The sequence below is a fragment of the Klebsiella sp. CN_Kp106 genome (assembly GCF_040064575.1).
Classification (GTDB): domain Bacteria; phylum Pseudomonadota; class Gammaproteobacteria; order Enterobacterales; family Enterobacteriaceae; genus Klebsiella; species Klebsiella michiganensis.
In genome coordinates this window covers 134,585-149,320 of the sequence record NZ_JBEAIG010000068.1, presented here as the reverse complement: position 1 = coordinate 149,320, position 14,736 = coordinate 134,585, and the positions used below count along the sequence as shown (strand labels likewise).

13 protein-coding genes and 1 other RNA gene are annotated in these 14,736 nt (G+C 57.9%); 8 read left to right on the top strand and 6 right to left on the bottom strand.

Annotation, left to right across the window (positions count from 1 at the left end; translation table 11 throughout):
- Positions 1-8: 8 nt before the first annotated feature.
- The 3 genes from meaB to argP form a co-directional block, all read right to left on the bottom strand.
- Entirely contained in the window at positions 9-1,004 is a 996-nt protein-coding gene (meaB, locus tag ABLU96_RS22805; protein ID WP_064375475.1) for a methylmalonyl Co-A mutase-associated GTPase MeaB, read from the bottom strand.
- Positions 997-3,141: a methylmalonyl-CoA mutase gene (gene scpA / locus ABLU96_RS22800; protein WP_348862838.1), complete on the bottom strand. Its 2,145-nt coding sequence runs from the start codon at positions 3,139-3,141 to the stop codon at positions 997-999. Before scpA ends, meaB begins: the two co-directional genes overlap by 8 nt.
- Positions 3,142-3,339: 198 nt before the next feature.
- The gene (gene argP, locus ABLU96_RS22795; protein WP_004105608.1) at positions 3,340-4,233 is read right to left on the bottom strand and encodes a DNA-binding transcriptional regulator ArgP; all 894 of its coding nucleotides are present in this window, start codon (positions 4,231-4,233) and stop codon (positions 3,340-3,342) included.
- A gap of 169 nt (positions 4,234-4,402) precedes the next feature.
- Here argP and rpiA point away from each other — a divergent pair, with 169 nt between their 5' ends.
- Positions 4,403-5,062 carry a ribose-5-phosphate isomerase RpiA gene (rpiA, locus tag ABLU96_RS22790; protein ID WP_004125006.1) on the top strand — a complete coding sequence of 220 codons (660 nt, stop codon included), beginning with the start codon at positions 4,403-4,405 and terminating at the stop codon, positions 5,060-5,062.
- Positions 5,063-5,331: 269 nt separating this feature from the next.
- Positions 5,332-6,564, top strand: coding sequence for a phosphoglycerate dehydrogenase (gene serA / locus ABLU96_RS22785; RefSeq protein WP_004115297.1), 1,233 nt, complete (start codon positions 5,332-5,334; stop codon positions 6,562-6,564).
- A gap of 377 nt (positions 6,565-6,941) precedes the next feature.
- Here serA and ABLU96_RS22780 read toward each other — a convergent pair whose 3' ends face one another.
- The 3 genes from ABLU96_RS22780 to zapA form a co-directional block, all read right to left on the bottom strand.
- Positions 6,942-7,538, bottom strand: coding sequence for a 5-formyltetrahydrofolate cyclo-ligase (locus tag ABLU96_RS22780; RefSeq protein ID WP_014226809.1), 597 nt, complete (start codon positions 7,536-7,538; stop codon positions 6,942-6,944).
- A gap of 102 nt (positions 7,539-7,640) precedes the next feature.
- Positions 7,641-7,824, bottom strand: a non-coding RNA gene (ssrS, locus tag ABLU96_RS22775) — 6S RNA.
- 41 nt (positions 7,825-7,865) lie between these two features.
- Positions 7,866-8,195: a cell division protein ZapA gene (zapA, locus tag ABLU96_RS22770; RefSeq protein ID WP_004105598.1), complete on the bottom strand. Its 330-nt coding sequence runs from the start codon at positions 8,193-8,195 to the stop codon at positions 7,866-7,868.
- Positions 8,196-8,360: 165 nt separating this feature from the next.
- On the opposite strand from zapA, the gene ABLU96_RS22765 reads away from it, so the two are divergent.
- The 6 genes from ABLU96_RS22765 to gcvH all read left to right on the top strand — a co-directional run bounded on the left by ABLU96_RS22765 (position 8,361) and on the right by gcvH (position 14,601).
- A complete protein-coding gene (locus ABLU96_RS22765) occupies positions 8,361-8,939 on the top strand; it encodes a YecA family protein (protein WP_004133578.1) in 579 nt (192 codons plus the stop codon).
- Positions 8,940-8,967: 28 nt separating this feature from the next.
- Entirely contained in the window at positions 8,968-10,284 is a 1,317-nt protein-coding gene (gene pepP / locus ABLU96_RS22760; RefSeq protein WP_014226807.1) for a Xaa-Pro aminopeptidase, read from the top strand.
- Positions 10,281-11,459 (top strand): 2-octaprenyl-6-methoxyphenyl hydroxylase, encoded by a 1,179-nt coding sequence (gene ubiH / locus ABLU96_RS22755; RefSeq protein ID WP_047722933.1) that lies wholly within the window; start codon positions 10,281-10,283, stop codon positions 11,457-11,459. Before pepP ends, ubiH begins: the two co-directional genes overlap by 4 nt.
- Positions 11,460-11,469: 10 nt before the next feature.
- Complete coding sequence (gene ubiI, locus ABLU96_RS22750) at positions 11,470-12,672, top strand: FAD-dependent 2-octaprenylphenol hydroxylase (protein ID WP_014839515.1); 1,203 nt, start codon at positions 11,470-11,472, stop codon at positions 12,670-12,672.
- A gap of 422 nt (positions 12,673-13,094) precedes the next feature.
- Positions 13,095-14,189 carry a glycine cleavage system aminomethyltransferase GcvT gene (gene gcvT / locus ABLU96_RS22745; protein WP_064404342.1) on the top strand — a complete coding sequence of 365 codons (1,095 nt, stop codon included), beginning with the start codon at positions 13,095-13,097 and terminating at the stop codon, positions 14,187-14,189.
- Positions 14,190-14,211: 22 nt separating this feature from the next.
- Entirely contained in the window at positions 14,212-14,601 is a 390-nt protein-coding gene (gene gcvH / locus ABLU96_RS22740; RefSeq protein ID WP_004854088.1) for a glycine cleavage system protein GcvH, read from the top strand.
- Positions 14,602-14,736 lie beyond the last annotated feature (135 nt).

Below are 14,736 nucleotides of genomic sequence, written 5' to 3'. Positions count from 1 at the left end.
ATATCCTTTTACGCAAAGTAATGATTCTGGAGGAATTCGCTAATCTGCCGCAGGCCGGTGCGCGGCGAGAGGCCGTTGTTTTTTACCGCCTGTAGCGTTTGCTGGAAGTAGCGCGCAAAGTCGGTTCGGGCAAACAGCAGGTGCAGCGCCTCGGTTTCGGCCTGTTTTTGCAGCCACTCCAGCGCCTGGCGCTGGCGCAGTTTTTCCAGATCGCCGCTGTCGGTGAGGGTGGTTTTGAAGTCAAGAATTGCGAGCCAGACGGCTTCGATGCCGCGCTGCTCCAGCGCGCTACAGCTCAAAACGCGCGGCTGCCACGCGGCGTGCTTGCGGCGCAGAATATGCAGGGCGGATTCATACATATGACGGGTGATTGCCACCCTGGCGCGGTTCTCGCCATCATCTTTATTGATAACCACGATATCCGCCATCTCCATAATCCCCTTCTTAATGCCCTGCAGATCGTCACCGCCGCCGGCGATCTGCAGCGAGATAAAGCAGTCCACCAGCCGGGAGAGTTCCGTTTCCGACTGGCCGACGCCGACGGTTTCGACAATCACCGCGTCATAGCCCGCCGCTTCGCACAGCAGTATCAGCTCCCGCGCGCGCAGGCTGGTGCCGCCCAGATGGCCGCTGGAGGGCACCGGGCGAATAAAGGCCGAATCCGATCGCGCCAGTTCGATCATGCGCGTCTTGTCGCCAAGAATGCTTCCGCCGCTGACCGGGCTGCTCGGATCGACCGCTATCACCGCGACCCGCAGGCCGTGGCGAATCAGCAGCATGCCGAAAGCTTCCAGAAAAGTGCTTTTTCCGGCCCCCGGCGTGCCGGTGACGCCGAGGCGCAGGGCGTTGCCGGTGAAGGGCATAATGGCATCCAGCAGCTGTGCGCTTAGCGCCTGATGGCGGGGATGCTGGCTTTCCACCAGCGTCATGGCCTGGGCGAGCGTGGCCCGCTCGCCCAGGCGTAGTCGCCGCACGGCGTCCGTCAGCGTGGCGTGGTTAATCATGATATTGGCTAATCCTCATCAGGACGTCGCGTACGCTCTCCAGCATCGGCGTACCGGGGCCGTAAATGGCGGCCACGCCGCGCGCCTGCAGGAAGGCATAATCCTGCGGCGGGATGACGCCGCCGGCGATGACGCAGATATCTTCCCGCCCCCATTTTTTCAGGGCATCGACCAGCTCGGGGATCAGGGTTTTGTGGCCTGCCGCCAGCGAGGAGGCGCCCACCACGTGCACGTCGTTTTCCACCGCCAGGCGGGCGATCTCTTCTGGCGTGGAAAACATCGGGCTCAGGTCAACGTCGAAGCCGAGATCGGAATAGGCGCTGGCGATCACTTTGGCCCCGCGATCGTGACCGTCCTGACCCATTTTGGCGATCAGAATGCGCGGGCGGCGGCCGCGTTCCGCGAGGAATTTTTCGGTTTGCGCAACAATAGCGTCGAACTCGCCGGCGGCTTTGTCTGACTGGTGGTAGCTTTGCGCAATCACGCCGGTGACGCACTGGCTGGGCACCAGGTAGCGGTCAAACGCCGCCTCCAGCGCGTCGGAAATTTCGCCCAGCGTGGCGCGGACGCGGGCGGCGTTGATGGCGGCGGCCAGCAGGTTTTCACCATGCTGCGCGGCGTGGGTGAGGGCGTTCAGCGCGGCTTTTACCGTCACGTCGTCCCGACTGGCGCGAATTTTTTTCAGCGAGGCGATCTGTTCGTTGCGCACCTTGACGTTGTCGATCTCCAGTACCGCCGTTTCATCTTCTTTTTCCAGCTTGTACTTATTGACGCCGACGATGACGCGCTTGCCCTGGTCGATCAGCGATTGTTCGCGGGCGGAGGCCTCTTCGATCATCCGTTTCGGCAGTCCGGCCTCGATCGCCTTTGCCATTCCGCCCGCGTCGTCGATCTGCTGCATAATGGCCCGCGCCTGCTTAACGATCCGATCGGTCAGCGATTCGAGGTAGTACGATCCGGCCAGCGGGTCTACGGTGCGGCAGATCTCTGACTCCTCCTGGATGATGATCTGCGTATTACGCGCGATACGGGCGGAAAAGTCGGTGGGCAGGCCAAGCGCCTCGTCGAAAGCGTTGGTGTGCAGCGACTGGGTGCCGCCGAGCGTGGCGCCGAGCGCTTCGATAGTGGTGCGGATTACGTTGTTATACGGATCCTGCTCGGTGAGGCTCCAGCCGGAGGTCTGGCAGTGGGTGCGCAGGGCTAAGGATTTCGGATTGGTAGCGCCGAAGCCGCTTACCGCTTCGCTCCACAGGTAGCGTGCGGCGCGCAGCATCGCGACGTTCATAAACAGATCCATACCGATGCCGAAGAAAAACGACAGGCGCGGGGCGAAGTCATCGATTTTCAGCCTGGCCGAGAGCGCGGCCTTGATGTATTCGATACCGTCGGCCAGGGTAAAGGCCACCTGCTGCACGCAGTTGGCTCCGGCTTCGCCCATGTGGTAGCCGCTGATGCTGATGGTGTTAAAGCGCGGCATGTTGCCCGAACACCAGGCGATGATGTCGGCGATAATGCGCATTGAGGGCTTTGGCGGGTAAATATAGGTATTCCGGCACAGGTACTCTTTCAGAATATCGTTCTGGATCGTGCCGGTGAGCTGTTCAGGCTCCACCCCTTGTTCTTCCGCCGCGACGATATAAAACGCCATTATCGGCAGCACCGCGCCGTTCATGGTCATCGATACGGACATCTTATCCAGCGGGATCCGATCGAATAAAATCTTCATGTCTTCGACGGTATCGATCGCCACGCCGGCTTTCCCCACGTCGCCCGCCACGCGCGGGTTATCGGAGTCATAGCCCCGGTGGGTCGCGAGGTCGAAGGCGACGGAAAGCCCTTTCTGCCCGGCGGCGAGGTTGCGGCGATAGAAAGCGTTGGACTCTTTAGCGGTAGAGAAACCGGCGTACTGGCGGATGGTCCACGGCTGTGCGGTGTACATGGTGGCGCGCGGGCCGCGAACGTAAGGCGGCAGGCCGGGTAGGGTGCCGGTCACTTCCAGATTATCAAGATCGGCTTCGGTATACAGCGGCTTAACGTCAATGCCCTCTGCCGTCTGTTTTACCAGGGCATCGACGGTTTTTTCCCGCCGGCTGAGCTCTTTGTTGGCGAGCGTTTGCCACTCCCGTAACTCTGACATGTTGTGCTCCGTATGCGCAATGAAATGGGATATTGCGAATACGGTGAGCTTTTTCATCGCCCCTGTCGCCAGCAAAAAATAGCCATCGATGCGTCGTTTTTTGCCGCATGAAATGTTTTATTTTGTGATGTATTTCAAAGATATGAACAGGAGAAGGTGGGTCATACAGGCCGGACGGCGCCGGCCTGCTTGCGGGGGTTAATCTTGTCTCAACACCTTGTGGCCGTAATCGATTAGCGCATCGGTCACCCGGCGCATCATGCGGCTTTCCGGAGCAAAACGGTGCCAGTAGAGCATCCGGCGCTGGAACAGGCCCGGCGTGAGGTTAATCAGTTCGCCGCTGTTCAGCTCTCTCTCAATTTGCAGATGCGGGATCATACAGCAGGTTGTTCCCTGGCGGGCCAGCTGCACAAAGGCTTCCGAGGAGTTCACGATATGGCAGGGCACGCTGCCCGGCGGCAAATCGAAGTTCTGCTGCAAAAAGGCCTGGTGCATATCATCGAGATGATCGAATGCCACCACCGGCGCTTTCAGCAGCGCCGAGCGGGTCACCCCGTTGGGGAAATAGCGCTGGGCAAACTCCTTCGAGGCGACGAACAGGTAGTCGAGGGCGCCGAGCTGATCGACCAGGCAGCTGGGCAGCGCCTGCGGCTGAATACTGACCGCGCCGACCACTTCGCCGCGGCGCAGACGTTCCTGGGTCCGGGTCTCGTCTTCCACCTGTAGGTTCAGCCGAATAGGGGAGTCGGAAAGCACGCTGGAGAGCGCGGGCAGCAGCCAGGTGGCCAGGCTGTCGGCGTTGACCGCCAGCGATAGCAGCAGCGGCGTGGAGCCGGTTTGTTCATCGCCCAGCCACTCCTCTTCCAGCAGTTCGACCTGACGCAGCAGGGCCAGCAGCTTTTGCCCCTGTTCGGTGGGACGCGGCGGTACGGTTCGCACCAGCAGCGGTTGTCCAAACATGTTTTCCAGCTGTTTGATGCGCTGAGAGACGGCGGACTGCGTAATACAAAGCTTCTGCGCGGCGCGCTCAAACCCTCGTTCCCTGATTACCGCGTCCAGCGCCTGTAGTGTTCTGTAGTCCGGTCGTTTCATTGCTCTGGCGTGCCCCCTAATACTTTTCGTTAACTCGCACTATGACATAAATTTGTTTTTGATGAAGATGAAAAATTGGCGACCGCGTTGTGTGATCGCCGTCGCAGGGACAATGACCCCCCTGATGTTCTATAATGCGCCTCAGGAATTCACATCTCGGACCATAATCATGACGCAAGATGAACTGAAAAAAGCGGTAGGCTGGGCGGCACTGCAGTATGTACAACCGGGCACTATCGTTGGGGTCGGTACGGGCTCGACGGCGGCGCACTTTATCGATGCGCTGGGTACCATGAAAGGGCAAATAGAAGGGGCGGTTTCCAGCTCTGATGCCTCTACTGAAAAACTGAAAAGCCTCGGTATCACGGTTTTTGATCTGAACAGCGTTGATCGTCTTGGTATTTACGTGGACGGCGCAGATGAAATCAACGGCCATATGCAGATGATCAAGGGCGGTGGCGCAGCGCTGACGCGTGAGAAAATTATCGCTTCGGTCGCCGACAAATTTATCTGTATCGCCGATGCTTCCAAGCAGGTGGATATTCTGGGTAAATTCCCGCTGCCGGTGGAAGTGATCCCGATGGCGCGCAGCGCCGTGGCGCGTCAGCTGGTTAAGCTGGGCGGCCGTCCGGAGTATCGTCAGGGCGTCGTGACCGATAACGGCAACGTGATCCTCGATGTGTTTGGTCTGGAAATTCTGGACGCTATTGCGCTGGAAAATACCATTAACGGTATTCCGGGCGTCGTGACCGTCGGCCTGTTTGCGAATCGCGGTGCGGACGTTGCGCTGATTGGCACCGCTGATGGTGTAAAAACTATCACTAAATAGTCTGATCCGAGGGAGCGAATCGCTCCCTCGCAAATATTTTTTCTCCAGGCCTATTTTGGTGACTTCTGTCACATTTATGCGCCTTGTCTTAGTAACAATCTACCTTTCTTTTACTTTCTGGTGTTTTGTCCTGCTATTTCCCGCTGATTGATATTTCTTCAGGTTGCCGACGCAAACGTTCATATTGCCGCAATAGTTTTTTTTGATATGTTGCTGAGAAGAACTTTCGTTCCGCACGACATCAGTTAAGACAAAAACAGGACGGGGAAATGGCTAAGGTATCACTGGAAAAAGACAAGATTAAATTTCTGCTGGTTGAAGGTGTGCACCAAAAAGCGGTGGACAGCCTTCGCGCAGCGGGCTACACCAATATCGAATTTCATAAAGGCGCGCTGGATAGCGAAGAGCTGAAAGCGTCCATCCGTGATGCCCATTTCATCGGCCTGCGTTCCCGTACTCATCTGACTGAAGAGATCTTCGCGGCGGCGGAGAAGCTGGTCGCGGTTGGCTGCTTCTGTATCGGTACCAATCAGGTTGATTTAAACGCGGCGGCGAAACGCGGTATCCCGGTGTTTAACGCCCCGTTCTCCAATACCCGTTCCGTTGCTGAACTGGTGATCGGCGAACTACTGCTTATGCTCCGCGGCGTACCGGCGGCAAATGCCAAAGCGCACCGCGGCGTATGGAACAAGCTGGCGGTCGGCAGCTTTGAAGCGCGCGGCAAAAAGCTGGGTATTATCGGCTATGGTCATATCGGCACGCAGCTGGGTATTCTGGCCGAATCGCTGGGGATGCATGTCTATTTCTACGATATTGAAAGCAAGCTGCCGTTAGGTAACGCGACTCAGGTCCAGCATCTTTCTGATTTGTTGAACATGAGCGATGTGGTGAGCCTGCACGTGCCGGAAAACGCCTCTACGAAGAACATGATTGGCGCGGAAGAGCTGGCGCTGATGAAACCCGGCGCGCTGCTGATCAACGCCTCTCGCGGCACCGTGGTGGATATCCCGGCGCTGTGCGATGCGCTGGCGAGCAAGCACCTGGCGGGCGCGGCGATCGACGTCTTCCCGACCGAGCCGGCGACCAACAGCGATCCGTTCAACTCTCCGCTCTGTGAGTTCGACAACGTTATCCTGACCCCGCACATTGGCGGCTCAACTCAGGAAGCGCAGGAAAACATCGGTCTGGAAGTGGCGGGCAAGCTGGCGAAATACTCCGATAACGGTTCTACGCTCTCGGCGGTTAACTTCCCGGAAGTGTCGCTGCCGCTGCACGGCGGGCGCCGTCTGCTGCATATCCATGAAAACCGTCCGGGCGTTCTGACCGCGATTAACCAGATTTTCGCCGCGCAGGGCATTAACATCGCGGCGCAGTATCTGCAAACCACTCCGCAAATGGGCTACGTGGTCATTGATATCGAAGCCGAAGAAGATGTCGCCCAGAGCGCGCTGCAGGCGATGAAGGCTATTCCTGGTACCATCCGCGCCCGTCTGCTGTTCTAACTCCTTTTATGCCAGCGGGCAGGTCATCGACCTGCCCCTTTTCTCCTGATAGACCCTTCTGCAATTTCCCGTCGCCACCCAAACGCTTTGCGAAGCTTGCCGCAAACGGCGATTAAAACCGTCGGATGTCGTTGTGCCTGAAAGAAAGGGATTTACGATAAAGACTCAGCGTGGGGCTGAAACGGGAAAGCCCCTACCGAGGCAGGGGCTCTAAAAGGAAAGGGACGATGATGAGACTCTTCATCATGCTGCTTATCCTGTTAATCATCGCCTGGCCAGCATATTAACAGAGAGAATGCAGGAGGGAGGTTCGCCTCCCTCACCCTTTACCCAGGAATTTAGGTGAAAAAAACAGCAATGTCAATTGTTCGGGCGTTTTACCAGAGCCAGGTTTTTGACGGCGTGATGACCGCTGGCAGCGGGATATCCCACTGCTCCGTCGGCAGCGCGTCAACCTGCTGGCAATCATGCGCGTAGCCGACCGGCTGCAGGCGATGCTGCCGCCAGTTTTGCAGCGTCCGGTCGTAAAATCCGCCGCCCATACCCAGGCGCTGTCCGGCGGCATCAAACGCGACCAGCGGCGTTACCAGTACATCCAGCTGGCTAAGCGGGAGGACATCGCGCACGTCGAGCTTCGGTTCGCGGATGTTCAGACGATTCACCACCAGATCGCTGCTTGGGTGGTAGTGCAGAAACAGAAGATTGCCGGGGCTGAACGGATGAAGCACGGGGAGATAGACCCGTTTGCCTGCCCGCCAGAGCTGATCAATCAGCGGCCGCGTATCCAGCTCGCCATCAAACGAAAGAAATACCGCGACCGTCTGCGCGAGCAGAACCGGCGGATACGCCATCATTCTGTCCGCCGCATGGAGGGCGAACTGGGTTTGCTGCTCCGGTGTTAACGCGCGTCGGCGCTGGCGGATCTGCTGACGAATTTGCTGCCTGGTAAAGGGGATATCTGACAATAGGGTCATACCTGAGTCTCATCGGTGAGCAAACGATACCAACAGGCGTAGTCTAATACACGACGGCAAAAGCCGAAAATTAACTTAGGGGGGGATGAAACGAAAAAGAAGGGAATCTCCGAGATGCCGCCGCAGGCTGTAACCCTTGAACCCTTGGTTCAAGGTGAATGTGTCGTCACAGTTTTAAGGCTTCTCGGACGGGCCGAGCATGCTCACCAACCGTGGAGCGCCACATTCTTGTGGTATGAAATATCGGCTCAGGGGACTGGCCCGCTTGCAAACATCTCAGAGAAATTTTGTTCTTGCGATTACTCTAACACAGTTAAATGCAAAGTGTTATTCAAACTTCTGCCCGGGTCTTTCGCTTATGCGACCTTGCTCAAGCAATGCTTGTTCGATGGTCTGCTGAAGCATCCGAATACGCTGCTCCATGCTGGCGGCGTAGTCGCGGGTTTTCGCTTTTTCCTGAGTCAACTCATAGCTGATGTTCAACGCGGCGATGAAGACCAGCTGCTCAGTATTTGTGACTCTAGTGCGTTCTTTTAAATCTTGCAACCGCTGATTCAGGTCGTCAGCTGCCTGGTTTAAGGCATCCCTTTGTTCAGGCGGGCAATTCACTCGTAGTGAACGGCCAAAAATTTGGAGATCTACGGGTTGTGCAGACATGCCACCTTCCTGCTGATTGACTGCGCGGCCTTCACGCCCTGGGAGGGTCTGCGAAGGGGCGACACTATAGCTACCCTGGTTTTAAGATACAAGCCCTATTCTGGTTCACCAGGGTCCAAAGTGGTAGCATATCATGAATATTCCTCCCAACGATGACGAATGCGCATGTCTATACAGAACGAAATGCCTGGCTACAACGCTGTAGACCAGTTACTGAACCAACAAGGGGTAGGATTAACCCCTGCCGAAATGCACGGTTTGATTAGCGGGATCCTGTGCGGCGGCAACAAAGACAGCAGCTGGCAGCCGTTGGTGCACGATCTGACTAACGAAGGCCTGGCTTTTGGTCACGAGCTGGCGCAGGCGCTGCGTAACATGCATTCCGCCACCAGCGATTCGCTGGAGGATGATGGTTTCTTATTCCAGCTCTACCTGCCGGATGGCGACGAGGTGAGCGTGTTCGATCGCGCCGATGCGCTCGCGGGTTGGGTGAACCATTTTCTGCTTGGGCTGGGCGTGACGCAGCCTAAGCTGGATAAAGTCAAAGACGAAACGGGTGAAGCCATCGACGATCTGCGCAATATTGCTCAGCTCGGGTATGACGAAGACGAGGATCAGGAAGAGCTCGAAATGTCTCTGGAGGAGATTATCGAATACGTACGCGTTGCTGCGCTGCTGTGCCACGACACCTTCTCTCTTCAGAAACCCACTGCGCCGGAAGTTCAAAAGCCGACGCTACACTAATCATTCATTAAATCGTTCAGGGGGCGTCATGACTCAGCAGGAATTTCTCTCTCGTCGCCAGGCTCTACTGGCGCAGATGCAGCCGGGCAGCGCAGCGCTCATTTTCGCCGCGCCGGAAGCAGTACGCAGCGCAGATTCAGAATATCCCTACCGGCAGAGCAGCGATTTTTGGTACTTCACCGGCTTTAATGAGCCAGAAGCGCTGTTGGTATTGATTAAAAGCGATGAGACGCACAACCACAGCGTGTTGTTTAACCGCGTGCGCGATCTGACCGCTGAAATCTGGTTTGGCCGCCGCCTCGGGCAGGAAGCTGCCCCCGCGAAGCTGGGCGTCGATCGCGCGCTGGCATTTAGTGAAATCAATCAGCAGCTGTTCCAGCTCCTTAACGGCCTCGACGCTATCTACTTTGCGCAGGGCGAATATGCCTACGCCGACGACATCGTGTTTAACGCGCTGGAAAAACTGCGCAAAGGCGTACGGCAGAATCTGCAGGCGCCAGGCTCGGTCATTGACTGGCGGCCGATGGTGCATGAGATGCGCCTGTTTAAATCGGCAGAAGAGCTGGAGGTCATGCGCCGCGCAGGGGAGATCTCCGCGCTGGCCCACACCCGCGCTATGGAAAAATGCCGTCCCGGGATGTTCGAATATCATCTGGAAGGCGAGATCCTTCACGAATTCAACCGTCACGGCGCGCGCTTTCCTTCTTATAACACCATCGTGGGCGGCGGCGAAAATGGCTGCATCCTGCACTACACCGAAAATGAGTGCGAGCTGCGCGACGGCGATCTGGTGCTGATTGACGCAGGCTGCGAATACCGCGGCTACGCGGGCGATATCACCCGAACTTTCCCGGTTAACGGCAAATTTAGCCCGGCCCAGCGCGAGATTTACGATATCGTCCTTGAATCTCTGGAAACCTCGCTGAAGCTCTATCGCCCAGGTACCTCAATTAAAGAGGTTAACCAGCAGGTGGTGCGGATTATGATTACCGGCCTCGTGCGTCTGGGGATCCTGAAAGGTGAAATTGATGAGCTGATTGCCAATAACGCCCATCGTCCTTTCTTTATGCATGGCCTGAGCCACTGGCTGGGGCTCGACGTGCATGATGTCGGCAGCTATGACGTTGACCGCTCGCGTATTCTTGAGCCGGGAATGGTGCTGACGGTTGAACCGGGGCTGTATATTGCGACGGATGCCGACGTGCCGGCCCAGTACCGCGGCATCGGCATTCGTATTGAAGACGACATCGTCATTACCGAAGACGGTAATGAGAACCTCACCGCCGGCGTAGTGAAAAAAGCGGACGATATCGAGGCGCTGATGGCGGCGGCGCGCCAGCTATGAGCGTCCTGATCGTCGGCGGAGGAATGACCGGCGCGACGCTGGCGCTAGCGATATCTCGCCTGACCGGCGGTACGCTGCCGGTGCATCTGGTTGAAGCATCTGCGCCGGATTCCGCGCAGCATCCGGGCTTTGACGCCCGCGCCATCGCTCTGGCTGCCGGCACCTGCCAGCAGCTGGCTCGCGTTGATATCTGGCAAGAGATAGCCGACTGCGCCACGGCCATTCAGCGCGTTCACGTCAGCGATCGCGGCCACGCGGGGTTTGTGACGCTCGAGGCTGAGGAGTATGGGCTGTCGGCGCTGGGTCAGGTGGTTGAGCTGCACGATGTCGGCCAGCGCCTGTTTGCGCAGCTACGCAAGGCGCCGGGCGTGACGCTGCACTGCCCGGCAAAGGTGGAAAATGTCAGCCGCAGCGAAGAGAGCGTCAGCCTGGTTCTGGACAACGGCGAAACCCTCAGCGGTAAACTGCTGGTCGCCGCCGACGGCTCGCGCTCGACGCTGGGGGCCCGCTGTGGTATCAGCTGGCAGCAGGAACCCTATGAACAGCTGGCGATTATCGCCAACGTCAGTACCGCGCAGCCGCATAGCGGGCGCGCGTTTGAACGCTTTACCCCACACGGCCCGCTGGCGATGCTGCCCATGTCGCAGGGCCGCTGCTCGCTGGTGTGGTGTCATCCGCAGTCGCGGCGTGAAGAGGTGCTGAGCTGGTCGGACGAACGCTTCCGCCATGAGCTTCAGCAGGCATTCGGCTGGCGTCTTGGCCGGATCGTCCATGCCGGAAAGCGCAGCGTGTATCCGCTCTCGCTCACCCGAGCCAGCCGCACGGTTGCGCATCGTCTGGCGCTGGTCGGCAACGCGGCGCAAACGCTGCATCCTATTGCCGGACAGGGATTTAACCTCGGTCTGCGCGACGTCATGAGCCTGGCGGAAATGCTGGCGCAGGCGCAGGCAGAAGGAGAGGATCCGGGCGGCTATCCGCTTCTGAGCCGCTATCAGACCCGCCGCGCCGCAGATAAAGCCGCCACCGTCGGCGTGACCGATGGGCTGGTGCATCTGTTCGCCAATCGCTGGGCGCCGCTGGTGGTGGGGCGCAACGTCGGCCTGATGGCGATGGAATTATTTACCCCGGCGCGCGATGCGCTGGCGCAGCGTACCCTCGGTTGGGTCCCCCGTTAAGGAGTGAAACGTGCAAAGTGTTGATGTCGCTATTGTTGGCGGTGGAATGGTGGGGCTGGCGGTTGCCTGCGGTTTGCAGGGCAGCGGGCTGCGCGTTGCGGTGCTGGAACAGGCCGCGCCTCAGCCGTTAAGCGCGGATGCGCCGCCGGCGCTGCGGGTGTCGGCGGTTAACGCCGCCAGCGAGAAGCTGCTGAGCAAACTGGGCGTCTGGCAGGATATTATCGCCCAGCGCGCCAGCTGCTACCACGGTATGGAAGTGTGGGATAAAGACAGTTTTGGCCGCATCAGCTTTGATGACCAGAGCATGGGCTTTAGCCACCTTGGGCATATTATTGAAAACGCCGTGGTTCACCACGCCCTGTGGCAAAAAGCGCAGCGCTGCGCGGACGTCACTCTACTGGCCCCGGCGCAGCTGCAGCAGGTTGCGTGGGGGGAGAACGAGGCCTTTCTTAGCCTGCAGGACGGCACGATGTTAACCGCCCGGCTGGTGGTTGGCGCCGATGGGGCCAATTCATGGTTGCGCAATAAAGCTGATATCCCGCTCACCTACTGGGATTATCACCATCATGCGCTGGTTGCCACTATTCGCACCGAAGAACCGCACGAAGCGGTGGCGCGTCAGGCGTTCCACGGCGAAGGGATTCTGGCGTTTCTGCCGCTGAGCGATCCGCACCTCTGCTCGATTGTCTGGTCGCTCTCTCCCGAAGAGGCTGAGCGGATGCGGCAGGCGGACGATGCCGCTTTTAACCAGGCGCTGAATATTGCCTTCGATAACCGCCTCGGCTTATGCGCCGTGGAGAGCGAGCGCCAGGTCTTCCCGCTCACCGGCCGCTATGCGCGTCAGTTTGCCGCCCATCGTCTGGCGCTGGTCGGCGATGCCGCCCATACCATTCATCCGCTGGCGGGGCAGGGCGTTAATCTTGGCTTTATGGATGCCGCCGAGCTGATCGACGAACTGAAGCGCCTGCACGCGCAGGGCAAGGATATCGGCCAGCATCTGTATCTGCGTCGCTATGAACGCAGCCGTAAACATAGCGCTGCGCTGATGCTGGCGGGGATGCAGGGCTTTCGTGACATGTTCTCCGGCCACAATCCGGCGAAGAAGCTGCTGCGCGATATCGGTCTTAAGCTGGCGGATACATTGCCCGGCGTGAAGCCGCAGCTTATCCGTCAAGCGATGGGGCTCAACGACCTGCCCGCCTGGTTACGTTAAGTACGTCACACTTCTCTCACCCGGCCGCCGCGCCGGGTTATCTCCTCTCATTTGAAATAATCTAATTTCACCTCGTTTTTCGCATTAGTTTTATTAATGTTACCTTTTTTTTGTTATAGAAATTAGGCCCGTCATTTCGCAGAAAATATCATCATGCGCTGCTTTTTTAATTAATGGGTTTGGTTTTGTGCGGGTTGAATCGCTTTATTGCAGATAAAAACTCTGTAGGCTCTGCGGCTGATTTTGGTCATAAGCTAATGTGATGTCCTGACCAGGCTTATGGTTTAGTGCGGATATCGGTGGTAAGTTCAGGCCAAAGAGAACGTTTGCGTCGGCGTCCTTTAGCGATGCTGGCGGCGTTTTTCGCGGCGCAAAAAACGCCAAAAATCGTGGCTGGTTCCGTTTTATTCGATGAGGAAAAGATGGCTCAACAGACTCCGTTGTTTGAACAACACACGCTATGCGGCGCGCGCATGGTGGATTTCCATGGCTGGATGATGCCGCTGCATTACGGATCCCAGATCGATGAGCATCATGCGGTGCGCGGTGATGCCGGAATGTTCGATGTGTCGCACATGACCATCGTCGATTTTCACGGCAACCGAATCCGCGAGTTCCTGCGCTATCTGCTGGCTAACGACGTTGCGAAGCTCACCGTGCCGGGTAAAGCGCTCTATAGCGGCATGCTGACCGCCTCCGGCGGCGTCATTGATGACCTGATTGTTTATTTCCTTTCTGAAGACTATTTCCGCCTCGTTGTTAACTCCGCCACCCGTGAAAAAGACCTCGCCTGGATCACCCAGCAGTCTGAATCCTATGGTCTTGAGATAACCGTGCGTGACGATCTATCCCTGATCGCCGTACAGGGTCCAAAGGCGAAAGAGAAAGCGGCGACGCTGTTTACCGACGCGCAGCGCCAGGCCGTGGAAGGCATGAAGCCGTTCTTTGGCGTGCAGGCGGGCGATCTGTTTATTGCGACTACCGGCTATACCGGTGAAGCGGGTTATGAAATCGCGCTGCCGAACGAGCAGGCGGTGGATTTCTGGCGCGGTCTGCTGGACGCGGGCGTTAAGCCGTGCGGCCTTGGCGCGCGCGATACGCTGCGCCTGGAAGCGGGCATGAATCTTTATGGCCAGGAGATGGACGAAGGCGTCTCTCCGCTGGCGGCTAACATGGGCTGGACCATTGCCTGGGAACCGGCTGACCGTGATTTTATCGGGCGTGAAGCGCTGGAACTCCAGCGTGAAAAAGGCACCGAACAGCTGGTCGGCCTGGTGATGACCGAGAAAGGCGTTCTGCGCGGCGGCCTGCCGGTGCGCTTCAGCGATGCCGATGGCAATCAGAAAGAAGGCATTATCACCAGCGGCACCTTCTCCCCGACGCTGGGCTACAGTATTGCCTTAGCGCGCGTACCGGAAGGCATCGGTGAAACCGCCGTGGTGCAGATTCGCAATCGCGAAATGCCGGTCAAAGTGACCAAACCCGTTTTTGTACGCAACGGCAAAGCCGTGGTGTGATTTCCCATTTGGAGATGAATTGATGAGCAACGTACCAGCAGAACTGAAATACAGCAAAGAACACGAATGGCTGCGTAAAGAAGCGGACGGCACCTATACCGTCGGTATCACCGAGCACGCGCAGGAGCTGCTTGGCGATATGGTTTTCGTTGACCTGCCGGAAGTGGGCGCCGCCGTAGAAGCGGGCGCCGACTGCGCGGTTGCCGAATCCGTCAAAGCCGCTTCCGATATCTACGCGCCGATTAGCGGCGAAATTGTTGCCGTCAATGAAGAGCTGAACGACTCCCCTGAGCTGGTCAACAGCGAGCCGTACGCCGGCGGCTGGATCTTTAAAATCAAAGCCAGCGATGAAGCTCAGGTTGCCGCGCTGCTGGATGCGACCGCATATGAAGCTCTGTTAGAAGACGAATAAATACGCTTCATCCTTCACGTGGCAGGGGCGTTGGCTTCCTGCAACGCGAATGATTTGCGTCTTCTGGCCCGGTTAGCGTCAGTGCTCGCCGGGCAAACCCGTCAGACAATCACGATTCACCGCACGTTCAGGAAC